The following is a 26,362-nucleotide window of genomic DNA, read 5'->3' on the forward strand; positions in this document are numbered from 1 at the left end:
AAAGATGACACCATGCGACGCGCCCCTGGAGCAGCTCCTGCTGCACGCAGAGGTTATTGAACATATAACGGAGCATATGTACGGTTGCCTGCCGCAGGAAGCTTGTGGGGTCCTTATCGGGCATTCACGGGCGGCAAGCCGGACGTTGACCGTTACACAATTTATTCCCGTAAAAAATACAGCGGAGTCTCCGCTGCATTCATTTCATCTGGATCCGGTTCATTGGACCCGTCTGGCTTTAACCGAAAAAGGACTCGTCGGCTTGTTTCACAGCCACCCGCACACTTCACCCGAGCCATCCCGAGAAGATATGCTTCAGCTTCCATCCTTCGGTGGATTGCTTCAGGTGTATGTCATCGCAGCACCGACAGTCTCCGCTGCCTCTGGCAACCATTCGCTTCAGCTTCATACTTACAAGATTACCAGGGGAAAAACACGCCTGGAATCCCCTGACCCTTGTAAAGTAAACACATTGGCACAGCACAATGCGGAGTCGTACGCCCTTGCCCCGATTCCTTTTGATATCCAGGAAGGATAACGGGCTCCCCGCTGTTATGCCTCGCTTAAATAAACGTACATATCTCCCAGTGTAGTTGCATCCCCGCGCGCCTGAATCTCTTTTATATAGTCCGCCCACAGCCTGGCGGTCATGCGCGCGTCCGAGAGTGCGTGATGTCTGCCCTCCACCGGAATGCTGCAGTTTCGCAGCAGTTCATCCAGGCTGTAATCCGTCTGTTCCGGATATAGCCTCTGCGCCAGCATCATCGTATCGAGCAGCCTGTGGGTCAAGCGAACCTTTGAAGTTTTCCACAGAGCTGCATTCAGAAATCCCCGATCATGCGCAGCTGCATGGGCGACCAGAACCCTGCCCCCTACAAAAGCCATGAAATCATGCAGCCCCTCCATTAAAGGCGGGGCTGCATCAACCATATGCTGCGTGATACCTGTCAGCTCGGTTATAAATGGAGGGACTGGGGAACCACTGTTCACGATCATATGAAAGGACTCCTGCTCGATAACCTGTTCCCCAATGACCCGGACTGCACCGAATGATAAAATCTCGTCGCCATGCTGGTGATTGAACCCTGTTGTCTCCAGATCGAATACAACAACCTCAAGCTCGTCCAGCGGAGTTCCAAGGACCTCCGGTCTCCGGTTATCCTTCATCTGGGACCGGATGAAGGCGAGCTGCTGCGCTGTCTGTGCCCCGCGCATGGAGGCGATTGCGGAATTAATATTACCTGAGCGCAGCGATCTCCAGAAGCCGCCGTTTGATTGTACCGGTTCCGTCATGGGCTCCTCCTTTCCGCAAAACGGTGCTCGCGCTGCAATGACCGGTGTATCCGCCTGACAACACCAAGTGTATCGCGAAGCTCATACTGCATGGTTTTGCTCTTAAGCTGCTCCTGCGGGATATAACCGCTGCTTGTGATCAGTCCATTCTCGATTCGATACGGTGTGTCGTTTCTTAAACGAAGCGCCGTCAGGAAGGCACGCTGGACACTCTCCAGAAGCAGGTTGCCTCCTTCCAGCAGCATGACCCTCTCCATTCGCTTCAGCGTGGAGGTTTCGATGATGCCTCGCTGTAATGCCATCGTTCGAATGCTGTTTACAAGAGGGATATACACACCATACTTCACATCAAAATCTCCGGCATGCTCACCAAACCGTTCCGTGACAATCCTTCCCATCACATTAAGCGTTGCTTTGTGCTTGACAGTGTTCCGAAGCACGGCATTGCCGATGTCCGGATGCTGTTCAACGGAACTGCGGAAATGCTCCGTCCAGGCTTCCGTAAGCTCGCCAGCACCCGAGATGTGGCGCAGGTCCGCAGCGATGATGAAATTGCGAATCGGCTCCCACTGCTGGTCGCTGCACCAATCACTAATCTGATTCTTCCAATCCTCTAGGCGTTTACTCCACAACGGTTCGGAACACATCACCTTTCCCGAACATTTAGGGTAGCCTGTATACTCCAACAGATCCGATAGACGAAGTCCAAATTCCCAAAAAAATGGAAGGTCTTCCTCACCCAGCTCATCGCCAAGGATCAGACCGTTATCCTGATCGCTCCACAACGTAGCTTCCTGCCTTCCGCTGCTGCCAAAAGCAACAAACGCATAACGTGCAGGAGGCCGGCCGTAGCCAGCCTCCCACATGTCCTGCTCACAGATAGCCGCGGCACGCTGCCCAATCAGATCGTGCATCCGATTCACAGAAGCGATCCATTCTCTAAGCTCCATGTCACTACGCTTCTCAAGGAGATGATTCTGACAAGCGATCCGTTCATCTCGTAATTGCTGGGCTGATACTGCTTTCTGAATTTCCGAGAATACCGGAAACAGATTTACGGATTTCAGAGGTTTCATGCCGCGGCCTCCTTATTACATGCTTCATAAGCAATTCATGGTTAGGACTTATAATGACGCATCGCTTCCAGGAGTTGTTTTGCTTCCGGAACGAAACTCGGGAGATTTGCCTTCCGATTCCACCAGGAGTTTCATTTGCTCCGGATATCCATAAGTACCATGCTCACTAATATCTAGACCCATCAATTCTTCTTCTTCCGTTACACGGATACCCATCGTAACTTTCATGATGTACAGAATAATGAATGAGATCACAAGAACGAATGCAAACGTACCGATCAGACCCAGAAGCTGAACCCCAAGCTGTCCGAAGCCGCCGCCGTAGAACAGCCCTGCCTTACCTACACCCGTAATTTCAACAAGTCTTGGTGCTGCGAACAAGCCGGTGGACACTGCGCCCCACATACCCGCAATACCATGTACGGAAAATGCATATACCGGATCATCAATGCCTTTGCGATCAAACCACTGAGCGGTAAAGAAAGTAATCGTACCCGCAACCGCACCGATAACAACGGCCGCCCACGGCTCTACGAATGCGCAAGCGCCTGTAATCGCAACAAATGCAGCAAGGATACCGTTCAGCATGCTAGGAATGTCTGCTTTGCCAAGAACCGCCCACGAGATCAGCAGCGCTGCAAGTGCACCTGCCGCAGCGGCGATGTTTGTATTCAATGCCACGAAACCGAAGAATCCGTCCGTAAGTGCGGAGATGGTGCTGCCTGGGTTAAATCCGAACCAGCCGATCCAGATGATGAATACGCCGAGGACAGATAGGACCTGGTTGTGGCCCGGGATGCTGTTAGGCTTCCCGTCTTTATTATATTTGCCCAGACGAGGTTTCAGAAGAATGGTAGCCACCAAAGCTGCCGTAGCACCAGTCAAGTGAACAACGGTCGATCCGGCAAAGTCCTGCATGCCCAGAGCCCCAAGCCATCCACCGCCCCATACCCAGTGAGCAACAATCGGGTAAATCACGATGGTGAACAGTAAGCCGAACACGATATAAACGCTCAGTTTTGCACGTTCAGCCATACCGCCGCAAGCGATAGCCAGGGATACGGCCGCAAAGGATAAGTGGAACAAGAACATTATCGTGGTAGGCACATCATAAGCCGATAATGAATCGAATGAACCCGATGCATTGTCACCACTTAAGAAGAAACCTTCAAATCCGAAAAAACTGTTCCCGTTACCGAATGCTAGACCAAATCCTAGCGCCCAGAATGCTACGATCGAAATACCGAAAGTCAGGAATGTTTTACCTGCAACGTGCCCCGCATTTTTCATACGAACCGATCCGGCCTCCAGCAGAGCGAATCCTGCTTGCATGAAGAATACGAGCAAAGCTGCTAAGAATACGAACACGGAATTCAAACCAGCCGTTAATTCAACGTTTGTGGCTCCCCCATCAGCGGCGAACGCGCTCGCCGGGAATGCGAGTAGTGAGATTACTCCCGCCATTAAACCTAGCCATCTTTTTTTCATGTTTTACACTCCCCTTTGTGTTAACTAATATAACATTTCCTTGAATTCATATTGTCATTATAGGGGGACGCTTGAAAATTCGCTAACGGTTTTTTTACAAAAAAAAGTCCAAAATACGTCTTTTATGTAATGTAATATAACATTAAGCGCATACAGTGCAAATGACCTTACATCATATGTAGTTAAAAAAAGGCTTAACTGCAAGGTTTTTTCGTCACAACTATGACGTTTGACTGTATGGTTCCTGATCATGTATCATATTTCTATTAAAATGAAAATATAAATGCATTCATTAATGTCCAATTCAATGAAGGCTTGTGAGGTGATGATTATGGGGATCATGAGCGGAAACCTTTTCCGGATAGGCGAACTGGCCAAGGCTGCCGGAATCAGCGAAAGAACCATTGACTACTATACTAAGCTGGGTTTGATCTCCCCTGAAAAACGGACGTTAAAAAACTACCGGTTGTACAGTTCTGAAACCTTAAGCACTCTCGAACGTATTAATCAGTTAAAGCAAGAGAAATATACTCTCGATGAGATTAAGGAAAGACTGGATCGGTGGAAGTCAGTTGCCGATGATTCCGAAATGACGGAAAAGCTGACCAAGCTCGAAATACAGATGAAACAGCTGGAACGGGATGTTAAGGAACTCAATCCACTCCTGAGCGAACTAAAGCCCAGTCAAGCCAAGGAGGTACTTGCTAATATTCTTCCCAAAGGAGCTGCTTGTATCGAGTCACTTCAAATTTTGCTGAATCAGTTCACTTCGATGTAACAATGCCGCGCCAAATTACAACTTAGTATGGGGGTATGATAAATGTATTCTGACTGGATGTTTATTCTCATTATAATCGCGTTTATTTTCTCACTATGGGCTCAATTCCGTGTTAAAGGCACATTTAATAAGTGGGCCAAGGTTGAGAACAGCACAGGCATGACCGGCTACGATGCAGCCCGGCGTATGCTGGATGCCAACGGTCTTCACGATGTTCCCATTGAACCGGTGCCAGGCGCGCTGTCTGACCACTACGATCCGACCAAGCGTGTTGTCCGTCTGTCAGAGCCTGTATATTACGAGCGTTCCATCTCAGCTGTCTCTGTTGCTTGTCATGAGGTCGGCCATGCCATCCAGCATGCCGAGCATTATCCGATGCTCGTTGCCCGTCACAAGATGTTCCCGGTCGTTAACATTGCATCCGGTATCGCGCCGTTTCTCTTGATTGCCGGTTTCCTGTTCCAGGCCATGAACCTTGTCGGTCTCGGCATCATCTTCTTCTCTTGTGCCGTTGCCTTCCAGCTTGTCACCCTGCCGGTCGAGTTTAACGCGAGCAACCGTGCTCGCCAGCTCATGGTACAGGAAGGTTACATTGCCAATGACGAAGAACGTGGAGTTGCTAAGGTATTGAACGCTGCTGCATTGACTTATGTCGCTGCTGCATTGATCTCCTTGCTGGAGCTGATTCGTTATATTATGATCTTTACAAGCAACCGCGACTAACATAACATCGGTATAAGAACAAACAAAGAGGGCTTTCCTCTCACCATTGATCGGTGGAGAGGAAAGCCCTCTTTTTATATTTGATGATGTTTTTCTCGTAATTTAATGAAGCCAACCTAGGGAGCTGAAGCGGTGTCCGCTTTCCCTTCCTTTTTTGGTGACGGGTCAATACCAAAGTATTGAAGCAAGAACGCGCGGAAAGCCTGAGCAACCGGCGGGAGCTTCTCATCGGCACGGTGAATCAGACCGATCGAACGCGTTACCTTCGGCTCGGAAATCCGAACGCGAGCCGGTTGGAGCGGGTTCGTCTGGAAGAGCGCCATTTCAGGAAGCAGACTGACCCCCATGCCGGCAGCAACCAGTCCGCGAATCGTATCCGTCTCCTCGCCTTCAAAGGCAATCTTCGGCGTAAATCCAGCTTCCAGGCATGCGTGCCACACAATCGGACGCAGGGAATATCCTTTGCTGAACAGCACAAAGCGCTCCTCTTTCAATTGTTCCAGCTTAATGGACTGCTCTCCGGCAAGCGGGTGATTCGGCGGCAGGATCGCAAACAGCTCCTCTGTCAGCACGATATCCCCATCCACTTGATCATGTCGATCCGGAAAAGGGGATACAAAGGCCAAATCCACCTCGGCCCCGACCACGTCCCGGATCAATGTCGGGAACATCCCCTGTTTGAAGCGGAACTTCACGTTCGGGTACTTCTTGCGGAACTCAGCCACAATGGACGGAATCAGATGAATGCCCAGGCTGTGAGGGAAACCGATGCGAATCTCTCCCTGCTCCGGATCCAGAAATTCATGTATCTCGACGACCGCGCGGTCCAAATCCTTCATGATGCTCTCCACCCGTTTGCAAAAAAGCTGACCTACCGGAGTTAACTGCAGATTCCGGCCTTTTTGCATGAACAAATTAACACCAAGCTCTTCTTCCAGCTGATGAATTTGACGGCTGACGGCTGACTGAGCCACATGAAGCTCTTCTGCCGCTTGGGTAACGTGTTCCTTTTGCGCAACCTTTACAAAGTATTGCAACTGTCGTAATTCCACGCCTTTTATCGCTCCATTCTTATTCCCTAGAAGACTTGAAGACTTTATCCAAATCATCCAATTCTATTATAACAGACCCTCTAAGGTCCGATTATGTCCGACGTTTAAATAATCGAATCATGAGGCCGTAGAGGAAAAATCCGCCTACCAATCCGCCGACATGGGCTACAAGACTGACCCCAGGGGTGAACGAGAACAGAATCCCCAGAATAAGCAGGGTATACAGCGTCTTGCGGGACGACTCATCAATGACATGCCGCTGGAACAGGGCGATGTACAGATAAGCGCCATAAGCTCCGTAGATGGCTCCTGATGCGCCTACTAGGAATGTGTAGTGTTCCATGCGCTCATAATAAGCCAATCCGATTACATTACCGAGAACACCGCTGAGCAGATACAGAATAGCAAACTTCCAGCTCCCCATGATTCTCTCCAGCGGAGGAACAAATACCAGCAGTGCAAAGCTGTTGAACAATAGATGATCAAAGCCGTTATGCAAGAACATCGCCGTGACATATCTCCATGCCTGATCTACGAATTCCGGCAAATCCGACAAAGCGCCGTATTTCAGCAGCGTAACCGGATTTCTGGATCCTCCGTCAAACGCTGTAATCACAAACATTACAAGGTTGATCACAAGCAGCAGCGATGTCACAGGATAATAACGCAAATAACTCTTCCAGTTTTCATAACGTACGAAAATCATAGCATCCTCCTCATCCTAACCAGGCCAAGGGCGCCCTTAGTGGACATTCCCTTTTTAAAAAGATTATAATGTACCATGAACCTGATCACCAAACTTTGATATCCAAGGAGGAGATTTTTCATGGCTCAAGAACGTTCAGGAGCTGCCACTTTTAAAGGCAATCCTATTACACTCATCGGACCAGAGCTCAAGGCTGGTGACAACGCTCCAGATTTTACAGTGAGCAAAAACCTGCTGGAAGACGCATCTCTTAAAGATTTTGCAGGTAAAATCAAGCTGATCAGTGTAGTCCCTTCCCTCGACACCGGGGTATGCGACGCGCAGACACGCCGTTTCAATGAAGAAGCCGCTGGACTGGGCGATGACGTTGTTGTTCTCACCGTCAGTGCCGACCTTCCGTTTGCCCAAGCCCGTTGGTGCGGAGCAGCAGGTGTTGACCGTGTCGTCACGCTGTCCGATTATAAATCTCGCTCTTTTGGCGAAGCATATGGCGTGCTCATTAAGGAATTCCAACTCGACATGCGTTCGATCTTCGTAGTGGATGCCAACGATAAAATCGCCTATGTAGAATACCTTGGCGAAATGACAGAGCACCCGAATTACGAGGCTGCCGTAGAAGCGGTTAAATCTCTTAGATAACACCGCCAAAGGCTACATACACTGTACACTTTTAAAAAGCGGGAGAGCAGCTCTCCCGCTTTTTTCTTATTCTACTAAGCATCCACTTTATACTTGCTCAGTTTTTTGTCAAGTACGGCGTACAGGTTCAGGATGACCCGGTAATTCGCCCCCAGATCCCCTAGGGAACCGCGAGACGCCGAATACATATCAACTGCACTGCGAACCGGACTGATGCCGAGCACGGATACGGTAATGTCCAGTGTACGTCCGAATGAGGTTCTTTTCTCGAGTGTGATTTCTCCAACGGACTTAACCTCATGCAGAACTTTGTAGCCCGGAATTTTTTTCAGTGTCGAGGAAACCTCTTCAAAACACTTTTCTTTTGAAAGATTGTAATAACGCGTCTTCAGCTTGGGATCTTTAGCACGGTCGCTTGTGCCGTCATAGCTGCGCACGATACCAATTAGAACTCGTTTTAATGACAAAGACCGTTCCTCCTTTATAAATGACCGTTCCTTTCCATACTCTAGTTTAACATTGTTTATGCTTTCAGCAAACCTTTATATACAGCAAAAAGGCACCTCTTTCACTTCGAATTCGAAATAGAAGAGATGCCTATTCATTGGTTTAACGAAACCCGCCTATGCCGTCCGGTAAACATTGTCTTCGAACCTGCATTAGCAGGTGGGTGACCGCAGAATCGCTTATGAATTCCCCTTGTCATATAGACAGGGCATTCCAGCCACGATTACGTATTGATCTCCCTAGACATCGTCATTGGTTCAAAACAACGGAAAACCGAAACGAACATCGCAGGATGTAGTCTTATTATAGGAGGTTTTGCCGGAAAAGTAAACCTCTCGTTATTTAAGGCTTCGACCCGTTCTCTTCCTTTTTGACGGAATCCATGCTTTCCAGAAGCGCCTGTTCCGTTTCCGACTCCTCCTCGGCCTTCTTCATCTTCTCCTGCTGTTCCTGCATCTTCGTAAAGGTCGCATAGAAGTTGAAGAATGCAAACAATGCCATCAGGCAGAACAGGAAGAACACGAAGAGCACCGGCATCTGTGTACCGATATACACCAAGACAGCGCTTCCGATCAACGTCGAAAATACACGAAACGGACGAATCAAGGTCAACAGCACTGCGTTTTTCAGCAATTGCAGGGTCTTCATCTCATAATGAACCGTCATGGAAAAGAAATTGAACAAGGAGACAAACAACACAATAAGCAGCACCAGCATGACAATGCCGACAAGCTGGAAGCCATCGAGCTGCGTCATATAAACCGTGTAATCCACATACATAATCACGAACAGCAGCGTATAAAATATGCCGCCGATCATGCTCTGTTTGTAGTTTTCCTTATAACCCCTGAAGAATGTTTTGAATACGGATACATCCGAATTACCCATAACCCATTTGCGTACAACGTTGAATAAAGCTGCTGTAGCCGGGAACAACACAAACGGTGACAAGATTCCCAGCATCCAGTTCGACAACAGCTGCTCATTATGCGCATCCGGTGTCTGAACGGCCATCAGGAATTTGGTTAGTACGATAAACAGGAAAGGCGATGTACAAATAACCCACAAGATGTTAGAAAAAGCAATACGGGTAATCCACTCGGTGAGCTTATATAAGCCACCCATGGCTCCTTTCATTTCCAAATCCGTTTCCTCCTCACTCAAATCATGCATGTATCTATTAATATACCTTATTTTGCACATGCATTGCCAGAGCCTAATTTGAAGAGTGCTAGGTGTATATCCAATCCAATGCCGCTGTTTCTCCATAGGATATCACGTAATCCATTTAACAAGATTCAATTTTTAAAATTAAGAGGAGGGATTATGTATGTCTTGTGAAGGTGTAGGCGGTTACGGCTACGGAAATAATGTTGGTATTGTCCTGGTTCTGTTCATTCTGCTTGTAATTATTCTGAGCACATTCTATATCTAATGTCTCCCGAATGATGTAATGAATCAGATCCGCTGTTATGCGTAAAACTGCGCGGTTAAAAAGAAGGTACACCCTTGGTGGTGTACCTTCTTTTACCATGAAAAAAAGACGAAGCACAGCTCCACCTTAGACGGGGAGCTGCTTCGTCTTGAATTCAGTTATTTCGGTCAAAAGAATTAACCGTCAGAACCCATTATTCGTCTCCGCTCCGGTTAGGACGACGCTCGCCGCCTCCGCTGTAAGAGCGCGGCTTACGGTCACCGCTGTTGTTACGGTCACGGTTGTAACCACCACCGTCGCGATTGCCGCCATAGCTGCTGCCGCCATCACGGTTATATCCGCCTTTGGAGTAGCCGCCACGGTTACCACTGCTGCCGCTGCCACCTTCACGTCGATATCCGCCGCCACCGCTGTTGTTGCGGCCACCATAGCCACCGCTTGGTTTGCGGCCACTGCGGATATCCGGCTTCCGGCGCTTCGCACGAATCGGATCTTCTGGTGTCAGATGAATATCAGATGCTTCCTTCTTGTCGCCAGTCAGGATTTTCATCGCTGCTGCCAGCAATTGTACGGAGTCATACTGCTCCAGCAATTGAATAGCCAGACCTTTGTATTCCGTCAATTCGCCTTGCTCGATGATCTCAAGCACACGCTCCGCGATGATGCGCTGTTTGCCTTCAATCGCTTCAGCAATCGTTGGCAAAGGCTTACGAGGGATACGATGACGTGTAACGCGCTCGATGAAATAGAGGTGATCCATCTCACGAGGAGTTACGAAAGACCATGCCGTACCTTCTTTACCCGCACGGCCTGTACGACCGATACGGTGTACATAGCTCTCCGGATCTTGAGGCAAGTCAAAGTTCACAACGTGGGTAACGCCCGATACGTCGAGACCACGTGCTGCCACATCTGTTGCCACCAGGACATCGATGCTTCCATCGCGGAATTTACGCATAACGGTATCACGTTGATGCTGGGATAGGTCGCCATGAAGGCCGTCTGCGGAATATCCGCGTTTTTGCAGAGCTTCTGCCAGCTCGTCTACGCGGCGCTTGGTACGTCCGAATACAATCGCAAGCTCAGGAGACTCCATATCCAGAAGTCGGCTCAACGCTTCGAATTTTTGACGCTCAGGAACTTCGATATATGCTTGATCAATCAGAGGTGCACTTACGTGCTTAGGAATAACGGATACATGCTCAGGATCTTTCAGGAACTGGGAAGCGAGCTTCTGAATGTTAGCCGGCATAGTTGCGGAGAACAGCAAGGTTTGACGTTCTTCAGGAACAAGCTTAAGGATCGACTGAATGTCTTCCATGAAGCCCATGTCCAGCATTTCATCCGCTTCATCCAGTACAACGGTTTGTACATCGTCAAGTCGGATTGTTTTTCTGTTGATGTGGTCAAGTAATCGACCTGGTGTACCGATAATAATTTGAGGCTTCTTTTTCAAAGCGCGGATCTGGCGCCCGATATCTTGTCCGCCGTAAATAGCCAAGGAACGAATTCCTTTGAAGCGGGACAACTTGCCAATTTCTTCTGCAACCTGAATGGCAAGCTCACGGGTAGGCGTCATGATGAGAGAGACGATACGCTCTTCTTCCTTAGCGATTTTGTGGATAAGAGGTAGGCCGAATGCTGCTGTCTTACCTGTACCAGTTTGTGCTTGTCCAATCATATCTCTTCCGGTAAGAGCAATCGGAATCGATTGGGATTGAATCGGTGTGGCTTCCTCAAAGCCAAGCTCAGTAATTGCTTGCAGCACGCGCGGCTCCAAGCCAAAATCTGCGAAATTTTTCAATAGGTTCATACTCCTTCTATCTGTGGACATCCACTTTCTTATCTGTATTCTTAAGTAGTGGTAACGTTTATAGGCTTTCCCGGCCAGCAGGATTTTCTGCACGAGGTGAACCGGTATATTTCTCTTATCACCAGTGTATGGACTGGTTAATGTATAATCATCCTGATAAGCTTGCAAAGTTATCAATGTAACGGACTACTCAAGAATATCCAATACATTTATATCACAAAACTAATTCTGGAATACCAGCAAGCTTAAAGAAGTACATAATAACCGGGAGGTGATTCCTATGTTGAAGCGTCTATGGACCTATTTCTCGATTGTATTCGGCGGCATTATTATTGCGAGCGGATTCAACCTGTTCCTGATTCCCCATCATTTACTAAGCGGGGGTGTTTCCGGTCTCGCCTTAATTATCGGCTATTTTACGCCGCTTAATATCAGTATCATGTATTTTGTGCTCAATATTCCCATTCTCCTTACGGGTTGGTTCAAGCTGGGAAAACGATTCGTCGGGCTCAGTATACTGTCAGTTGTTGTCACGACCCTGTTCCTCGAGATCATCCCGGTTAAGGTGGTTGCCACCGAAATGCTGCTGTCCTCCGTATTCGGTGGAGTGCTTGTCGGCTTCGGTACCGGCCTTTCCTTTCGGGTTGGCGGATCGACAGGTGGCTTTGATATCATCGGCTCCCTTGTGACCAAATATCGGGACTTTCCTGTTGGCAGCGTGCTTGTCACTTTGAACGCTATCGTCATCATGGCAGTTGCTTATCTCGAAAACGACTGGAATCTGGCACTCGCCTCCATGGCATCCATCTATGTTGCCGGAAAAATGGTGGATATGCTCCATGTCAGCCATATCAAGGTTACCGTGTTCATTGTGACAAACCAGACGGAAGCCCTGCTTGAGAAGCTGCTCAAACGCCCCCGCGGTATTACCAAGATCAAAACCCAAGGAGCCTTCAGTCATAAAGAGAAGGATATGCTTATGACCGTCACCACACGATATGAGCTCGCCGAGCTGAAGCAAATTATTACAGAAACGGACCCGCATGCTTTTGTTAATATCGTGGAAACCACGGCCGTAATAGGACAATTCCGCAAAAACTAAATATTTGCCGCGTGTGAGGTACGGCAAATTTGTGGTATAATATTTGTGCGCGGTTCCTACAATAATTCATGAGATCTGTTTCCCGGGCATCTCTCCTGGCCCAATTTTAATTGTTTTTCCGTTTTACTGAAGACGTCCTACCTAACCAACTTGGAAGGAAAGGGTGATTTTTATGGAAATGGAAACGGTAAAATTGTCACAAATCGTCATGAAGTGGTTCCCGGAAATGATACCGTTCTTTAGACAGAACGAACTGAACTCCATGATCGTTTTGCGGGACGGGCTGAGTATTCTGGAGCAGGAGGACGCTCTTGAAATCATTCAGTTCAGCATTTGCGAGCATCAGAACCAAACTCCGCTGCATTAATTTTAAGCAATACGTGAAAATTGCACGACGAATGCCGTTCTTCTCCGGGGATATATCGACCGGTGAATAACGGCATTTTTTATCCGCAACTCTCGCGTCGTTACTATAACGGTTACTCCCCCATGTTCACATGTTGTTCACGGTCTTCTACAGCAAAAGTCCCTTTTATCGTTTAAAACGCCCTTCAACCGTTTAATGTAGACAAGGTATGCTTACCGCCGCTTCTAAGTTTATTGTCGATTGTAACAAACCTGTTCTTTTTGAAGGCATACGTTCCTTTATAATCATGATGTGAATGTACACAAGGGAGAGAGTAATTATGAATATCATCTTGGCTTTATTCATCTTGGCGTCAGCGGGCTTCGGCGGTTCCAGTCCACAGGACAGCACGCTTACCGCCAAACTTCAGGCATCATTAAATACCGCCATGATTCAAGGCATGCATCAAAACAATCAAACTCAAGGCCAGAGCGGCCTCAAGCCAAACACCACCGAGATCGACCCGCAGGTTGATGCGCCTAAAGTCAAAGGCATTTATGTAACAGCTTATAGCGCAGGCGGCTCCAGAATGAATCAGCTTGTCGATCTGATGGACAAGACCGAACTCAATGCCATGGTCATCGACATCAAGGATGATGAGGGATACATAACGTACAAGACCGATAATCCGAAACTGAAGGAGCTCGGTAAATCCCAGCCTTTTATCAAAGACATCAACCAATTGATGAAGCGTCTGGAGAAACACGATATTTATCCTATTGCCCGGGTCGTTGTGTTCAAGGATACCATTCTCGCCAAGAAAAACCCGGAGCTCTCCTTCCGTAAAGGAGATGGCAGCGTATGGACCAATGGCGGCGGCGACAGCTTCGTCAACCCGTACAGCAAAGAGGTCTGGGATTACAACATCGAAATTGCCAAAGAAGCAGCAAAACTCGGATTCAAGGAAATCCAGTTTGATTATGTTCGTTTTCCAGAGGGCTTCGAGAAACGCGCCGATTCCCTCAAATATACCAAGACGGATCAATCCCGCGTGGACGTGGTATCCGACTTCGTGCAGTATACCCGTGAACAACTGGCACCGCTTGGCATCCGCGTATCCGTAGATATTTTCGGATATGCAGCTTCGGTCCCGGCCGCAGAAGGCATTGGCCAGGACTTTGTCAAGATTTCCAAAAACGTGGATATCATCAGTCCGATGGTGTACCCGAGCCATTACACGGCAGGCTGGTTCGGCTCCCCCGTTCCGGATAAAGCTCCTTACCAGACCATTAAAGGCTCCATGGAGGATACCCACAAAAAGCTTGACGAGTTGGGAGAGAAGAAACCGATCATCAGACCTTGGATTCAGGACTTTACCGCCAGCTGGCTCGGAAGCGGAAATTATGCCAAGTACGGTAAAAAAGAAATTGAGGAGCAGATTCGTGCCCTCAAGGATACGAATGTCGATGAATATTTGCTCTGGAATGCTTCCAACCGGTACACCGAAGGTGTTACACATAAATAAATTCATCGATCATCAGAACAAAGGGTCAGCCATCCAACGGCTGGCCCTTTGATCATTATCGTATCTTTGAAGGCCGCATTCCTCTTGACAGCAGGTGCTATGATGGTTGTTGGGACCTGACAAGGTCCCTGAGAACTCTTGTTGATACTTCCCGTTCAACCGCTGGTTGAGTTCTTTCTCACCGCTCAATGAACAGGTTATTGTACACATTATAGGATCCACCTAGAATTATGAGAGCAATATCATAAAATCACCTTGAAAAAAGAAGGGCAAAATCACACATGCAGCCGACAACAACAACCTGGGAAAAACTGAAGCAATTCGCGATCATTCTGATTCCCATCCTGGTTACACAACTTTCTTTATCTGCCATTACTTTTTTTGTACACCAATATGTCAGGAAAGTTCAGTTCAGTCGATTTGGCAGGCGTAGCGATAGCTACAAGCATCTGGATTCCAGTTCAGACCGGCCTTAGCGGTATCTTAATGGGGATTACCCCCATCGTTTCGCAGCTCGTTGGCGGACGCCAGGAAAACAAGGTCGCTTACCAGGTCAATCAGGCACTCTGGCTGTCCATTTTACTCGCCATTGTCGTACTCGCTATCGGGTATGCCGCAGTACCCGGCATACTCGGTGCGATGAGCCTGGAGCCTGAGGTGCGGCGTATCGCCTCGCAATTCCTCGCCGCCATATCGTTAGGCATCATCCCGCTGTTCGCTTATACGGTGCTCCGCAGCTTTATCGATGCGCTGGGGCAAACCAGGATTTCCATGGTGATCACGCTGATCTCCCTTCCCGTGAATGTGGGCTTGAATGCCCTGCTCATTTATGGCTTGTGGGGCTTCCCAAGAATGGGAGGTGTAGGTGCTGGTCTTGCTTCTGCTATTACGTATTGGACGGTCTTGGTGATCGCGATCATTACGATTCACAGACAACACCCGTTCTCTTCGTTTGCTGTCTTCAGGCAGCTGCGGGGAGTTTCCTTGAGCGCCTGGAAAGGTTTGCTGAAGATTGGCGTCCCCATCGGCTTCTCCATCTTTCTCGAGACCGCCGTGTTTGCAGCCGTAACACTGCTTATGAGCAACTTTGATACGGCGACCATTGCCGCCCATCAAGCAGCCCTGAATTTTGCTACGACACTGTATATGCTGCCGTTAAGCATATGTATGAGCCTGACCATTCTTGTTGGTTATGAAGCCGGCTCGGGACGAATGAAGGACGCCTGGAAGTACGCGAAGCTCGGGATAAGTACAGCCGTTGTCCTCTCGCTGATTACGGCTGTCATTCTGTTTGTGGCCGGTCACCAGGTTGCCGGACTGTACTCTAATGAACCTGCCGTTGTAGCGTTGATCCAGCACTTTCTGCTGTTCGCGATTTTCTTCCAGATCTCGGATGCCATCGCCACACCGACCCAAGGCGCGCTGCGGGGTTACAAAGACGTCAACGTGGCCTTCATGCTCGCTTTCCTGTCATTTTGGGTAATCGGCTTGCCTGTCGGATATGTGCTCGCCAATTACACCGATTGGCAGGCCTTCGGTTATTGGATCGGTTTAATAACGGGACTTGCCGTCGGTGCAGTCCTGATGCTCCTCCGCCTGGTCAAGGTGCAGGGAAAGTTTGCACGCCAGGCAGCCTCTTCGACCGTATCCGCACCATCATAAAAAAACCGTCTCCATGCAGAAATACATTCTGCCATTGGAGACGGTTTTTTTTAGGGGTTGCTCCGTTATACGCCGGACCCTGCTTATTGAGACAAACGCAGTGCCAAATCGTACAAGTCGCGGTCAAATTCCTTCTTTGTGTTAACGACCTTGTCAATATCCGTGAGAACCAGTTCACCCTTGATGATGCCGCATCCTTTATCGGACTCCCCATTAATCAGACTGCGAACCGCAAAGTCGCCAAGGCGGCTTGCGAGGTTGCGGTCAAAAGGTGTTGGAGCTCCCCCGCGCTGGATATGACCGAGCACCGTTACACGCGCATCGATTGATGCGTGGCACTCTTTAAGGTCGCATACGATATCCTCGCCGCGTCCAACGCCCTCAGCTACGATGATAATACTGTGGCGTTTGCCTTTTGCAAAATTCTCACGCAAACGGGCAGCCACTTCATCCAGGTTGTACTCCACTTCCGGCACCAGAATCGTCTCTGCACCCGAAGCAAGGCCGGCATGAAGAGCAATGTCGCCGCAGTGGCGCCCCATAACCTCTACAACAGACGAACGGGCATGAGAGGACATGGTGTCGCGCAATTTATTTACAGCGTCCACAACGACGCTTACAGCCGTATCAAAGCCGATGGTGTAATCGGTGAATGAAATGTCGTTATCAATCGTTCCTGGAAGACCCATCGTTTTGATTCCAAGCTTGCTGAGCTTGTTCGCCCCATGGTAAGAACCGTCTCCTCCGATAACGACCAGACCGTCAATGCCGTGCTGATTCAGAATGTCGGCACCCTTTTGCTGCCCTTCGGGTGTCTTAAACTCTTCACAGCGCGCTGAGCGCAGGATGGTACCGCCACGCTGAATAATGTCTCCGACACTGCGCAGGTCCATTTGTGTAATGTCGTTTTCCAGCAGCCCCTGGTATCCGCGCTGAATCCCGTATACCTCCAGACCATAATACAGACCGCTGCGTACAACCGCTCGCAGCGCCGCGTTCATCCCTTGGGAATCGCCACCACTTGTAAGAACTGCAATCTTTTTAACCTCTGCCATGTTTCTTATTCCTCCTTCAATGTCACTCATGCTTATGCTTGCGAATCCATCGGCTGTTGACGTAGAAAAAGATCCGGGTCATCGGACTCTTCTTCATCAAACGTTTGGATACGTTGCGAACCAAGTGCTGCTCGCTGACTTTTGGATCGGATAAATATAACGCCAGTAACCCCTCAATGATCATACGATGAAAAGGGGTCGAGGGAATTGTTCTGACATCCTTCCGGGCCCACTCCACAATGGCAGCTATACGGTTCAGCATCGTATCGGCATCTTCGTAATAATTACAAAAATTCAGATCGCCACCCAGCCTGTCTTCGTCTTGATCAATAAGATAATCCAGCATAATGTGGAGACTGCATACATTCGGAAAATAAGACGCATGAATGGACGAAGCATCCTCGTCATCCAAAAACGGATCAGTTGCAGCCAAGAATAGCATGAACACGCCCAAGGTCGATCCCGTTGCAGCCGCGAACTCATTCCACCGCAGATGCGGTGAACGGTGGGCATGCCGGGACCACCACTCCAATAATGCCGTTTCTCTCTTATCCGGATGGATGTGCTTATACACCTGAAGATCGGTGTACAGCCCAGCCAAATCCCTTATGTAGGGCTTTGCCGCTTCATATCCTGATAATTCGCCGATGCAATTCCGGCATTTCTGCACAAGACGAAGAAGATACCCTCCGTCCTCCCTCTCGGTCCGAAGAGCGTAATAATCAACAGGTTCCGTATCAGGTGTAACGGCATCCAGCATCGACTGATGGAGCTGTCTGAAGTCCGCTGGGTCCAGCGAAGTACTGCGGTCACATAAATTATCGAGATAATCGCTAATTGTTTGGTAAGCTACAATCAATGGAATGAGAATATGCCTCTCCGGCAGATTGGCTGCGGCATAAACTGCACCGCCCTGGCAGTGAAATTTTTTGGTATCTAAACTGGCCAGTGCCTGCTTTCGTAGCTCCTCATCCTGAATTTGCTCAGCCTCCCGGCGCCACTTCTCCAACTCGATCCGCACTTCCGGAAGTATAAATTTGTACACCCGGCTCATCAGCCCAACCGGACTGCGCGGAACTTTACGGCTTAGCTCTTGATTATTCAATGAACTCTGCCTCCACATGGTTGTCTTTTTATACCTATCCAAATCAAACCTATTATAATATGATCGTTCATTTTGCACAAATAACACATATCATTGACGCCTGTATGTCGTTTATTGTCAGCTTTAGTCCAACTATCTCCATTTCGTGGTATGTTATATACTAATCGGAGCTAAATAACAGACCACTTACCTCGTGAATGCCGCTGTACAAGCGGGTTCATTAGAGATCGGAGATCCCATCATGCAACTTCCCGCTTCGTCCAGACCGGATCAGAACTGGCTGCGCGCCTTATGTTTACGATATTTGGTACAACAGCCCTTGTCATATCTTATTTTCCGTTATACTACAAAGAGATCGGCTTCAGCAGCGCGCAAATCGGTTATTTGTATGCGGTCGGTCCGCTTATATCCATGTTCTCCAATATGATATGGAGCTACACAAGCGACAAGTACCGGACCATCAAGCGCATCATGAACATTCTGATTATCGGACAGCTTGTGACGATGCTCGTCTTGTGGCAGGTTTCCAGTTTTGGCGTTGTGCTGATCACGATCAGCCTGTTTTATTTTTTCTACTATCCGGTTTATCCCTTGGCGGATACCATGGCCATCCAAACGGCTCAGCGATACGGCCGCAGCTTTACGGTCATCAGGGTATTCGGCTCTCTCGGGTATGCCTTCTTCGCGCTGGCGATTGGCTATGCTGTCGGAGCTGCCGGCGCTTCAGCGACACTGGCTATCGGCATCGGGATCGGTGTGTTCACGCTGCTCTGTTCCTTTCTTCTCCGCGACGGAGTTGCAACCAAATCCGAGCCGGTGGAGCTGTCCGCCCTCCTCAAAATTCTGCGCTCCAAAGAGATATTGTGGTTCTTCGGCTGCTCGTTCTGCCTTGCCATCGCACACCGCATGAATGAAGCATTTCTTACCCTCACCTTATCCGGATTGGGTGCCGGCGAGGGTCTCATCGGCTGGTCCTTAATGATTTCGGCTGCAAGTGAAATCCCCATTTTCTTTCTGCTCAGCAAATATGGTGACAAGATGAAGGAACTGCCGCTCCTTGGCTTTGCAAGCTTGATGTTTGCACTCCGATTTCTGCTCATGTCGCTGGCATCCGACCCGCTGTCCGTACTTGCGGTTCAGTCGCTTCACAGCATTACCTTTGGCGTGTTCTATGTAACCGCCGTCCGTTATATTACAAGGATCATTCCCTGGCAGTACCGGGCGACAGGCATGGCGCTCTTCATCATCTTCTGGTCGAGCGCCTCGGGACTTCTCAGCGGAGCCTTCGGCGGATTGCTGTTTGAAGCTGCGGGAAGACCGGCCTTTTACCTGCTTGCCGCCTTTCTAGCCTTCGTGGCCTTTGTCGGGTTTCTCTACCGGCACCTTTTTGCCAAACCGGAGGATATGAATATCAGTGGAATAAGCGCATAATGCAGCGCAGATTCCTTTGCGCCTTAACCTCAAAAAGGGCAAGTCCGGACCCCGTGGCGATTGGCAATCCGGGCTTCCCCTTTTTTTCACAAGTATGGGCTTGTCCCATTACAAAACAAAAAAGCACAGTTCTCGGGGGAGAACTGCGCTTCATGCCTTGGTAATTCTATAAGATCTCCGTATCAGGAGTTAGCTTACAGTTTTGTTACGTTGGCTGCTTGAGGACCACGGTTACCTTCAGTAATGTCGAATTCAACCGCTTGACCTTCTTCCAAACTCTTGAAGCCTTCTTCTTGAATTGCGGAGAAGTGTACGAATACATCCTCGCCACCTTCAACGGAAATGAAGCCGTAACCTTTTTCTGCATTGAACCATTTAACTGTACCTTTCAAATGAACAACCTCCTAAAAATACCGCCATCTATGGCGAATATCCATATTATATCCCATGTTTTATGACAATGCAATCCGTCAAATCACCCTGCAATGCTTTTTTGGGCCGCTATTTTAATGTAAAGATTATTTGCTTTTAAGACCGCGAGTGCGTTATCATTTACCCAAAAGCCTAAGTAGCAAACGGAGACTGAATATGATCAAAAAACATGAAATATACAAAAAAGACAAATGGAACATGATGACGGTTGAAGTACAGGGCCGATACATCGTTCTCCGAGAAATTTCTGACCAATGGGGTGAGGAGACACATACGTTTATGAGCCGGCCAGCTTTGATGCACTGGGCTCAAAACCGCTTCCCCAAGGATGATTTTGAAGGCCGGGAAGATGAATGGCGACAAATGATGGCTGCCTTTAAGCAGGTGTAACATGGATTATACGAATATTGTCATCTTCATTATTCTTGCCTTCAGTTTGGGTGCCATTATGATCATGAACCGGGATCGGATTCCAACAAAACTGAGAAGAGGGATGGCCGTGACTGCGGTCGCCTTCATCCTGTTTGCCTTTTACCTTATTGTATACAGTTTCTTTAATCTGGGTTCCTCGTAAATTTTATTAGGATGAAAGTAGCGGGTACGCGGCATACTATCGCTCGGATAGCTTAATCCGAGGAGGTTATGCCATGAGAGGCGCCAAGGTGATGTGCATTACACTTGCTATCAGCCTGATCGCTGTTTCTACTGCCCGCTCCCAAGCCTTATCTGAAGGAACCCGGACTCCAAATAATACACATCATTCAAGGAGGATCTCTATGGAACAATTGTTGAAACGCGCGGATGTCCCTAAAGAGCATCAATGGAAACTCGAGGATATGTTCGCCGACCAGAAAGCATGGGATGCAAGCTTTGCGGAATTGAAGAATCTTCTTAAACGCACGAGACGAGTATCAAGGCAAATTAAACAACGCGGCATCCATCAAAGAATGCTTCGAGCTCGAAGACGAAATTTCTTATCATGCCGAGCGTCTATACGTGTATGCTCACATGCATCATGATGAAGATACAGCAAACCCTACATATCAATCGCTATCCGCCAAAGCCAAAAAACTGAATGTCGAAGCTGGAGAAGCACTCTCCTTCATCACGCCTGAAATACTGTCCCTGTCTGAAGCGGAGCTGGACAAATTGATCGAGGACCCTGCCCTCAAGGAATTCAAGTTCACGCTGACGGAGATGAAACGGGAGAAAGCACATGTTCTCTCCAAGACGGAAGAAGCGCTGCTGGCTCAAGTCGGCAACCTCTCCTCTGCACCGCAAACGATTTTTGGCATGCTCAACAATGCGGACATGAAATTCCCGAAAATCAAGAACGAAGAAGGCAAGGAAGTTGAACTCACACACGGCAACTATATTCAATTCCTGGAAAGCCCGAATCGCGAAGTGCGCGAGCGTGCTTTCAAAGCGGTTTACGACACCTATGGCAAGCAGAAAAACACCCTTGCTGCTACGCTGAATGCCAACGTAAACAAAAATATTTTCTATTCCCGTGTCCGCAAATACCCTTCTGTACTGGAAATGGCCCTGTATGGCGATAACATCCAGAAAGAAGTTTACACAAACCTGATCGACACCATTCATGAGAGTCTGCCGCTCCTGCACCGCTACATGGAGCTCCGTAAGAAGCTGATGGGCGTGGATGAGCTTCACATGTACGATTTGTTCGCTCCCCTCGTGGAAGAGTACAAATGGGACATCACTTACGAAGAAGCAAAACAAATGACCAAGGAAGGCCTTGCGCCGCTTGGCGAGGATTACCTGAGCAGCCTGCAAGCAGGTTATGACAACGGCTGGATCGATGTATACGAGAACGAGAACAAACGAACCGGCGCATACAGCTGGGGTGCATACGGTACCCATCCTTACGTATTATTGAATCATAAAGACAACCTGAACAGCATGTTTACCCTGGCTCATGAGATGGGGCATGCCCTTCACTCCTACTATTCAGACAACGCCCTGAAATATCGGGATGCACAGTACACCATCTTCCTGGCTGAAGTGGCATCAACCACCAACGAAGCCCTGCTGATGGATTACCTGCTGAAAAACGCCAAGGATCCCAAACAAAAAATGTACCTGCTGACTTACTATGCCGATCAGTTCCGTACAACGGTCTTCCGTCAAACGATGTTTGCCGAGTTCGAGAAAATCGTTCATGAGCGCGCTGAGAGCGGCGAATCCCTGACACCTCAGGATCTTTCCGACATCTACTATGAATTGAACGTGAAATATCACGGCAAAGGGATGCAAGTGGATAAAGAAATCGGAATGGAATGGGCACGGATTCCTCATTTCTACAACAGCTTCTATGTGTACAAATACGCAACCGGCTTCTCGGCTGCAACCAGCTTCTCGAAGCAGATTCTGGAGGAAGGCCAGCCTGCGGTGGACCGCTATCTCGGATTCCTGAAGAGCGGCGGCAGCGACTACTCCATTAACATCCTCAAGAAGGCTGGCGTGGATATGTCGTCTCCGGAGCCTATCCGCGAGGCCATGAGTGTGTTCGAAGATATCATCAGCCAAATGGAGCAGTTGACAAAATAATCAACGCTTGAGCGAGATGCATCATTCTCAATTGACCAGTGGAATAAAATCCCTTGCCCTTTACAGGCAAGGGATTTTATACTGTTTGAGGAAGGAGGTGTTCCCTATGAAAATTCAATGGTCACTAATCGCAGCTTTATTGTTTGCCCTTATTACAGCCGTATTTGCCGTGATCAATGTCAATCCCGTTGCAGTAAACCTGTTGTTCGGTACTGTCAACGTACCGCTGATTCTGCTCATTATCGGATGCTCTCTGATCGGGGGACTGATTGTCGGTACATTCGGCATTTACCGTCAATATCAAATGCAGAAGGAAATCCGTTCGTTAGCGGAACAACTTATACATATCCGTGAAGTAACGGGATACACTCCTGAAATGCAAGCTGCGGACGAGGAAATGAAAAAAGATCCGAAGGACACTCCTGCTGAACCCTGATGTCCCCGGATGATGAATCAATATGAATGAAAGAAACAAGGAGGCCTGACATCTAATGTCTGCTATACAACCGAATGAAACATACGTATTGGACCTGCTTAAGGCATTGCTCGATACACCGAGTCCTACCGGCTATACCCACACCATTATGAAGCGGATTGAACAGGAAGCGGCTTCCCTTGATGTTCCTCTTACATGGAACGAAAAAGGCGGCGCCATCCTGTCCATCCCTGGACAAGACAGCAGCCGTACGATCGGGCTGAGCGCTCACGTCGACACCCTTGGCGCGATGGTTCGTGCCGTGAAATCGGAAGGTACGCTCCGGCTTACCTCCGTTGGCGGATACATGATGAACAGCATTGAGAATGAATACTGCATCATCCATACACGCAGCGGCAAGACATATACCGGAACCATCCTCTCCACCCATCCTTCGGTTCACGTATACAGTGACGCCCGTGATTTAAAGCGCCAGGAAGCCAATATGGAGGTTCGGATCGACGAATTAGTTGAATCAGCCGATGATGTAAAAAAACTCGGCATCGGCGTTGGAGACTTCGTCTCCTTTGATGCCCGTGCGGTCATTACTCCCAGCGGTTACATCAAATCACGTCATCTGGATGACAAAGCCAGCGTCGCTGCACTCTTCGGCTTGCTCGAAAGCATGAAGCGCGATAACTGGAAGCCCAAATATAATGTAAAACTCCTTATCTCCAACTACGAAGAGGTTGGACACGGCGCAGCCTACATTCCTGCCGACATCAATGAAATGATTGCGGTGGATATGGGCTGTATCGGCGATGATTTGAGCTGCAAGGAAACCGACGTGTCCATCTGTGCCAAGGACTCGTCCGGCCCTTATGACTACGACATGACCAGTCGTTTGATTGAACTGGCCGAGAGCGAAGGCATTGCATATGCCGTTGATATTTATCCTCATTACGGCTCCGATGCTTCGGCGGCGCTCTCCGCAGGCAGCAACATCAAAGCTGCGTTGATCGGTCCCGGCGTCCATGCATCCCACGCGATGGAAAGAACGCACAAACAGGCGGTTCTTAACACCGTCAAACTGCTGGCAGCCTACGTGAAATAATCCATTCTATAGGTAAGGGGCGTCCCCAAGGCACAAGGCCTGGGGACGCCCCTTATTTTCTCTTTGAACCTGCCTGACGCATCAGGATTTCTTGCTCTGCTCAATTTTCTCGGCAAGCTCGTTCAGATAGGTCCAGCGCTCCATCAGATGCTCCAGCTCACGCTCCGTTTCCTCCTGAGCCCGCATCAACTCCTGAAGCCTGGCTGCGTCGCTGCCGGCGGTTTCCATCTCCGATTGAACGGATACAAGCTTGTTCTCGGCAGCTTCGATCAGACCATCAATCTGCTCAAATTCCCGCTGCTCTTTATAACTGAATTTCAGACGTTCGCGCGGTGTATCTTTACCTGAACTGCTGCCCGGCACCGTGTTGCTTCCCGATGCTGATTTAGCGCTACTGCCACCGGCTGCATCCGTCTTGCTTCCGGCAGCCTCGCTGCCATGACGCTGCATCCACTCTGCGTACTCGCTGTAAGAGCCAACATGGACACGAATCTGCCCCATGCCCTCAAACGCCATGACTTTATCCATGGTTCGATCCAGGAAAAACCGGTCATGGGATACCACGATGACAACACCCGGAAACTCATCTAGATACTGCTCCAGAACGGACAATGTCGGTATGTCCAGATCATTTGTCGGTTCATCCAGCAGCAGCACGTTCGGCGCACTCATCAGCACTCGCAGCAGGTACAACCGGCGCTTCTCGCCTCCGGACAATTTCGCTATCGGCGTCCACTGCAGCGCAGGCGGGAACAGGAAGCGTTCCAGCATCTGGGCCGCGGTAATGGCAGAGCCGTCCGCCGTACGAACAACCTCTGCCTCATCCTTGATATACTCGATCACGCGCTGACTGCCATCCATCTCCTGATGCTCTTGGGTGAAATATCCCAGTTTAACTGTTGGCCCAAGCACGACTTCGCCGGCATCCGGTTGAAGCCTTCCGGCAATGAGATTCAGCAGCGTGGATTTACCGCTCCCGTTCGGACCCACGATACCGATCCGATCCTCGGGCACGGCGATGTAAGATAGATCCTCAATCAATATGTTGTCGCCGACCGTCTTACGAAGACCTTCAATCTCTAGAATTTTGCGGCCGAGACGGGTGGAAGCAACCGATACGTCCAGATCACCGGAGCCCTGTATGATCTCCTGATCCTTCAGTTTCTCGAAACGGTCGATTCTCGCCTTCTGCTTGGTCGTACGGGCCTTTGCTCCTCTGCGAATCCAGGCAAGCTCGTTCCGCAGCAGATTCTGGCGCTTTTGTTCGGATGCGGCTTCCCGCTCCTCGCGCTCTGCCTTCAGCTCCAGGAAACGGCTGTAATTCGCCTCATATCGGAACAGCCGCCCATGATCCAACTCCAGCATGACATTGGCCACCCGGTCCAGAAAATACCGATCATGCGTAATCATAAGCAGGGCGCCGCGGCGCTTCTGCAAATACTGCTCAAGCCAGGCTACAGATTCGTTGTCGATATGGTTGGTCGGCTCGTCCAATATGAGTAAATCCGACGGTTGGATCAAGGCAGCGGCTAAAGCCACCCGCTTGCGCTGTCCACCCGAGAGTGTCCCCATTCTCGCCTCATAATGGCGTATTCCAAGCTTGGACAGAATGGTCTTTGCATCACTCTCCAGCTGCCATGCCTGCAGCGAATCCAGCGTCTGATTGAGCTTCAGCAATTTCTGCTGCAGCTCTTCATGGCCCGGATGGAGCTCCAGCAGCTCCATTGTTTCGGTATATTCCCGGACGGCCTTCATCTCGGGGAGATCCCCTTCAAACACCTGCTGCAGAACGGTTTTATCCGGATCAAACTCGGGATTCTGAGCAAGATAGCGCACCCGGATGCGATTGCCCATCGATATTTTACCGGAGTCAGGCGGCTCAAGTCCTGCGACAACGCGCAGAAACGTAGATTTTCCTGTACCGTTTACGCCGATGATGCCAATCTTGTCCTGATCCTCCATGCCGAAGGATGCATCTTGAAACAGTATTTTATCTCCATAACTTTTGTTTACCTGCTCTACGGTCAAGATATTCATTGGTCTGATCCCTACTTACATCTATAGATTTCGTTAATCGTTAATCGATGAATGAACTGC

The 26,362-nt window shown here is 49.1% G+C and carries 25 protein-coding genes, 1 other RNA gene and 2 pseudogenes; 15 read left to right on the top strand and 13 right to left on the bottom strand.

What is annotated here, in order from left to right:
• Nucleotides 1–4: 4 nt before the first annotated feature.
• On the top strand, nucleotides 5–538 hold the full coding sequence (locus PVOR_RS21995; RefSeq protein ID WP_006211689.1) for a M67 family metallopeptidase: 534 nt from the start codon (nucleotides 5–7) through the stop codon (nucleotides 536–538).
• 14 nt (nucleotides 539–552) lie between these two features.
• Here the strand turns inward: PVOR_RS21995 and PVOR_RS22000 are convergent, their stop codons facing one another.
• Genes PVOR_RS22000 through PVOR_RS22010 form a run of 3 tightly spaced genes read right to left on the bottom strand, consistent with a single transcriptional unit; the run spans nucleotide 553 to nucleotide 3,857 of the window.
• Entirely contained in the window at nucleotides 553–1,293 is a 741-nt protein-coding gene (locus tag PVOR_RS22000; RefSeq protein ID WP_006211690.1) for a 3'-5' exonuclease, read from the bottom strand.
• Nucleotides 1,290–2,369 carry a DUF294 nucleotidyltransferase-like domain-containing protein gene (locus tag PVOR_RS22005; protein ID WP_006211691.1) on the bottom strand — a complete coding sequence of 360 codons (1,080 nt, stop codon included), beginning with the start codon at nucleotides 2,367–2,369 and terminating at the stop codon, nucleotides 1,290–1,292. The genes PVOR_RS22000 and PVOR_RS22005 overlap by 4 nt, the downstream gene beginning before the upstream one ends.
• A 48-nt stretch (nucleotides 2,370–2,417) precedes the next feature.
• Entirely contained in the window at nucleotides 2,418–3,857 is a 1,440-nt protein-coding gene (locus PVOR_RS22010) for an ammonium transporter (RefSeq protein WP_040680856.1), read from the bottom strand.
• Between the two features lie 295 nt (nucleotides 3,858–4,152).
• Between PVOR_RS22010 and PVOR_RS22015 the strand changes: the two genes are divergently transcribed.
• Both PVOR_RS22015 and PVOR_RS22020 read left to right on the top strand, forming a co-directional pair.
• The gene (locus tag PVOR_RS22015; protein ID WP_231888223.1) at nucleotides 4,153–4,635 is read left to right on the top strand and encodes a MerR family transcriptional regulator; all 483 of its coding nucleotides are present in this window, start codon (nucleotides 4,153–4,155) and stop codon (nucleotides 4,633–4,635) included.
• Between the two features lie 42 nt (nucleotides 4,636–4,677).
• A complete protein-coding gene (locus PVOR_RS22020; RefSeq protein ID WP_006211694.1) occupies nucleotides 4,678–5,358 on the top strand; it encodes a zinc metallopeptidase in 681 nt (226 codons plus the stop codon).
• A gap of 116 nt (nucleotides 5,359–5,474) precedes the next feature.
• Here the strand turns inward: PVOR_RS22020 and PVOR_RS22025 are convergent, their stop codons facing one another.
• Both PVOR_RS22025 and PVOR_RS22030 read right to left on the bottom strand, forming a co-directional pair.
• Nucleotides 5,475–6,410, bottom strand: a complete 936-nt coding sequence (locus PVOR_RS22025) for a LysR family transcriptional regulator (protein WP_006211695.1) — start codon at nucleotides 6,408–6,410, stop codon at nucleotides 5,475–5,477.
• 91 nt (nucleotides 6,411–6,501) lie between these two features.
• On the bottom strand, nucleotides 6,502–7,116 hold the full coding sequence (locus PVOR_RS22030) for a rhomboid family intramembrane serine protease (protein WP_006211696.1): 615 nt from the start codon (nucleotides 7,114–7,116) through the stop codon (nucleotides 6,502–6,504).
• Between the two features lie 120 nt (nucleotides 7,117–7,236).
• On the opposite strand from PVOR_RS22030, the gene tpx reads away from it, so the two are divergent.
• A complete protein-coding gene (gene tpx / locus PVOR_RS22035) occupies nucleotides 7,237–7,755 on the top strand; it encodes a thiol peroxidase (protein ID WP_006211698.1) in 519 nt (172 codons plus the stop codon).
• A 74-nt stretch (nucleotides 7,756–7,829) separates the two neighbouring features.
• On the opposite strand, the gene PVOR_RS22040 is transcribed toward tpx, so the two are convergent.
• The 3 genes from PVOR_RS22040 to PVOR_RS22045 form a co-directional block, all read right to left on the bottom strand.
• The gene (locus tag PVOR_RS22040) at nucleotides 7,830–8,222 is read right to left on the bottom strand and encodes a DUF1499 domain-containing protein (RefSeq protein WP_006211699.1); all 393 of its coding nucleotides are present in this window, start codon (nucleotides 8,220–8,222) and stop codon (nucleotides 7,830–7,832) included.
• Nucleotides 8,223–8,367: 145 nt separating this feature from the next.
• A non-coding RNA gene (gene ssrS, locus PVOR_RS29850) (6S RNA) lies at nucleotides 8,368–8,559 on the bottom strand.
• A gap of 45 nt (nucleotides 8,560–8,604) precedes the next feature.
• Nucleotides 8,605–9,405: a YesL family protein gene (locus tag PVOR_RS22045; RefSeq protein WP_036641578.1), complete on the bottom strand. Its 801-nt coding sequence runs from the start codon at nucleotides 9,403–9,405 to the stop codon at nucleotides 8,605–8,607.
• 187 nt (nucleotides 9,406–9,592) lie between these two features.
• Between PVOR_RS22045 and PVOR_RS31100 the strand changes: the two genes are divergently transcribed.
• Nucleotides 9,593–9,697, top strand: coding sequence for a hypothetical protein (locus PVOR_RS31100; RefSeq protein ID WP_006211701.1), 105 nt, complete (start codon nucleotides 9,593–9,595; stop codon nucleotides 9,695–9,697).
• 193 nt (nucleotides 9,698–9,890) lie between these two features.
• Here the strand turns inward: PVOR_RS31100 and PVOR_RS22050 are convergent, their stop codons facing one another.
• On the bottom strand, nucleotides 9,891–11,501 hold the full coding sequence (locus tag PVOR_RS22050; RefSeq protein WP_006211702.1) for a DEAD/DEAH box helicase: 1,611 nt from the start codon (nucleotides 11,499–11,501) through the stop codon (nucleotides 9,891–9,893).
• 289 nt (nucleotides 11,502–11,790) lie between these two features.
• Between PVOR_RS22050 and PVOR_RS22055 the strand changes: the two genes are divergently transcribed.
• From PVOR_RS22055 to PVOR_RS22070, 4 genes and pseudogenes are all read left to right on the top strand, one after another.
• Entirely contained in the window at nucleotides 11,791–12,612 is an 822-nt protein-coding gene (locus PVOR_RS22055; RefSeq protein WP_006211703.1) for a YitT family protein, read from the top strand.
• Nucleotides 12,613–12,784: 172 nt separating this feature from the next.
• The gene (locus PVOR_RS22060; protein ID WP_006211704.1) at nucleotides 12,785–12,979 is read left to right on the top strand and encodes a hypothetical protein; all 195 of its coding nucleotides are present in this window, start codon (nucleotides 12,785–12,787) and stop codon (nucleotides 12,977–12,979) included.
• A 319-nt stretch (nucleotides 12,980–13,298) separates the two neighbouring features.
• Nucleotides 13,299–14,483, top strand: coding sequence for a putative glycoside hydrolase (locus PVOR_RS22065; RefSeq protein WP_006211705.1), 1,185 nt, complete (start codon nucleotides 13,299–13,301; stop codon nucleotides 14,481–14,483).
• Nucleotides 14,484–14,764: 281 nt separating this feature from the next.
• A pseudogene (locus PVOR_RS22070) lies at nucleotides 14,765–16,145 on the top strand (MATE family efflux transporter).
• An 83-nt stretch (nucleotides 16,146–16,228) separates the two neighbouring features.
• Here the strand turns inward: PVOR_RS22070 and pfkA are convergent.
• Together pfkA and PVOR_RS22080 are read right to left on the bottom strand one after the other, a co-directional pair.
• Nucleotides 16,229–17,200: a 6-phosphofructokinase gene (gene pfkA, locus PVOR_RS22075; protein WP_006211708.1), complete on the bottom strand. Its 972-nt coding sequence runs from the start codon at nucleotides 17,198–17,200 to the stop codon at nucleotides 16,229–16,231.
• A 22-nt stretch (nucleotides 17,201–17,222) separates the two neighbouring features.
• Complete coding sequence (locus PVOR_RS22080) at nucleotides 17,223–18,305, bottom strand: tetraprenyl-beta-curcumene synthase family protein (protein ID WP_006211709.1); 1,083 nt, start codon at nucleotides 18,303–18,305, stop codon at nucleotides 17,223–17,225.
• Between the two features lie 291 nt (nucleotides 18,306–18,596).
• Here PVOR_RS22080 and PVOR_RS22085 point away from each other — a divergent pair, with 291 nt between their 5' ends.
• Complete coding sequence (locus PVOR_RS22085; protein ID WP_006211710.1) at nucleotides 18,597–19,736, top strand: MFS transporter; 1,140 nt, start codon at nucleotides 18,597–18,599, stop codon at nucleotides 19,734–19,736.
• A 194-nt stretch (nucleotides 19,737–19,930) separates the two neighbouring features.
• Here the strand turns inward: PVOR_RS22085 and PVOR_RS22090 are convergent, their stop codons facing one another.
• Nucleotides 19,931–20,128 (bottom strand): cold shock domain-containing protein, encoded by a 198-nt coding sequence (locus PVOR_RS22090; RefSeq protein WP_006211711.1) that lies wholly within the window; start codon nucleotides 20,126–20,128, stop codon nucleotides 19,931–19,933.
• Between the two features lie 196 nt (nucleotides 20,129–20,324).
• Here PVOR_RS22090 and PVOR_RS22095 point away from each other — a divergent pair, with 196 nt between their 5' ends.
• The 5 genes and pseudogenes from PVOR_RS22095 to PVOR_RS22115 all read left to right on the top strand — a co-directional run bounded on the left by PVOR_RS22095 (nucleotide 20,325) and on the right by PVOR_RS22115 (nucleotide 24,265).
• Complete coding sequence (locus tag PVOR_RS22095) at nucleotides 20,325–20,558, top strand: hypothetical protein (protein ID WP_006211712.1); 234 nt, start codon at nucleotides 20,325–20,327, stop codon at nucleotides 20,556–20,558.
• Between the two features lies 1 nt (nucleotide 20,559).
• On the top strand, nucleotides 20,560–20,742 hold the full coding sequence (locus tag PVOR_RS22100; protein ID WP_006211713.1) for a hypothetical protein: 183 nt from the start codon (nucleotides 20,560–20,562) through the stop codon (nucleotides 20,740–20,742).
• Between the two features lie 202 nt (nucleotides 20,743–20,944).
• Nucleotides 20,945–22,736 (top strand): annotated as a pseudogene (gene pepF / locus PVOR_RS22105) (oligoendopeptidase F).
• A gap of 106 nt (nucleotides 22,737–22,842) precedes the next feature.
• Nucleotides 22,843–23,172 carry a LapA family protein gene (locus PVOR_RS22110; protein WP_006211716.1) on the top strand — a complete coding sequence of 110 codons (330 nt, stop codon included), beginning with the start codon at nucleotides 22,843–22,845 and terminating at the stop codon, nucleotides 23,170–23,172.
• Between the two features lie 55 nt (nucleotides 23,173–23,227).
• On the top strand, nucleotides 23,228–24,265 hold the full coding sequence (locus PVOR_RS22115; RefSeq protein WP_006211717.1) for a M42 family metallopeptidase: 1,038 nt from the start codon (nucleotides 23,228–23,230) through the stop codon (nucleotides 24,263–24,265).
• A gap of 81 nt (nucleotides 24,266–24,346) precedes the next feature.
• Here the strand turns inward: PVOR_RS22115 and PVOR_RS22120 are convergent, their stop codons facing one another.
• Nucleotides 24,347–26,302: an ABC-F family ATP-binding cassette domain-containing protein gene (locus PVOR_RS22120; RefSeq protein WP_006211718.1), complete on the bottom strand. Its 1,956-nt coding sequence runs from the start codon at nucleotides 26,300–26,302 to the stop codon at nucleotides 24,347–24,349.
• Nucleotides 26,303–26,362: the final 60 nt, after the last annotated feature.

It is taken from the genome of Paenibacillus vortex V453 (assembly GCF_000193415.1).
In the GTDB taxonomy this organism is placed as follows: Bacteria; Bacillota; Bacilli; order Paenibacillales; family Paenibacillaceae; genus Paenibacillus_AQ; species Paenibacillus_AQ glucanolyticus.

Bases quoted from the DNA above. Each gene is read 5' to 3' on its own strand.
- PVOR_RS22030 (WP_006211696.1), bottom strand. From the start codon at position 7,116: ATGATTTTCGTACGTTATGAAAACTGGAAGAGTTATTTGCGTTATTAT.
- pfkA (WP_006211708.1), bottom strand. From the start codon at position 17,200: ATGGCAGAGGTTAAAAAGATTGCAGTTCTTACAAGTGGTGGCGATTCC.
- PVOR_RS22055 (WP_006211703.1), top strand. From the start codon at position 11,791: ATGTTGAAGCGTCTATGGACCTATTTCTCGATTGTATTCGGCGGCATT.
- PVOR_RS22095 (WP_006211712.1), top strand. From the start codon at position 20,325: ATGATCAAAAAACATGAAATATACAAAAAAGACAAATGGAACATGATG.
- tpx (WP_006211698.1), top strand. From the start codon at position 7,237: ATGGCTCAAGAACGTTCAGGAGCTGCCACTTTTAAAGGCAATCCTATT.
- PVOR_RS22060 (WP_006211704.1), top strand. From the start codon at position 12,785: ATGGAAATGGAAACGGTAAAATTGTCACAAATCGTCATGAAGTGGTTC.
- PVOR_RS31100 (WP_006211701.1), top strand. From the start codon at position 9,593: ATGTCTTGTGAAGGTGTAGGCGGTTACGGCTACGGAAATAATGTTGGT.
- PVOR_RS22010 (WP_040680856.1), bottom strand. From the start codon at position 3,857: ATGAAAAAAAGATGGCTAGGTTTAATGGCGGGAGTAATCTCACTACTC.
- PVOR_RS22115 (WP_006211717.1), top strand. From the start codon at position 23,228: ATGTCTGCTATACAACCGAATGAAACATACGTATTGGACCTGCTTAAG.
- PVOR_RS22100 (WP_006211713.1), top strand. From the start codon at position 20,560: ATGGATTATACGAATATTGTCATCTTCATTATTCTTGCCTTCAGTTTG.
- PVOR_RS22120 (WP_006211718.1), bottom strand. From the start codon at position 26,302: ATGAATATCTTGACCGTAGAGCAGGTAAACAAAAGTTATGGAGATAAA.
- PVOR_RS22015 (WP_231888223.1), top strand. From the start codon at position 4,153: ATGTCCAATTCAATGAAGGCTTGTGAGGTGATGATTATGGGGATCATG.
- PVOR_RS21995 (WP_006211689.1), top strand. From the start codon at position 5: ATGACACCATGCGACGCGCCCCTGGAGCAGCTCCTGCTGCACGCAGAG.
- PVOR_RS22065 (WP_006211705.1), top strand. From the start codon at position 13,299: ATGAATATCATCTTGGCTTTATTCATCTTGGCGTCAGCGGGCTTCGGC.
- PVOR_RS22000 (WP_006211690.1), bottom strand. From the start codon at position 1,293: ATGACGGAACCGGTACAATCAAACGGCGGCTTCTGGAGATCGCTGCGC.
- PVOR_RS22005 (WP_006211691.1), bottom strand. From the start codon at position 2,369: ATGAAACCTCTGAAATCCGTAAATCTGTTTCCGGTATTCTCGGAAATT.
- PVOR_RS22020 (WP_006211694.1), top strand. From the start codon at position 4,678: ATGTATTCTGACTGGATGTTTATTCTCATTATAATCGCGTTTATTTTC.
- PVOR_RS22085 (WP_006211710.1), top strand. From the start codon at position 18,597: ATGTTTACGATATTTGGTACAACAGCCCTTGTCATATCTTATTTTCCG.
- PVOR_RS22110 (WP_006211716.1), top strand. From the start codon at position 22,843: ATGAAAATTCAATGGTCACTAATCGCAGCTTTATTGTTTGCCCTTATT.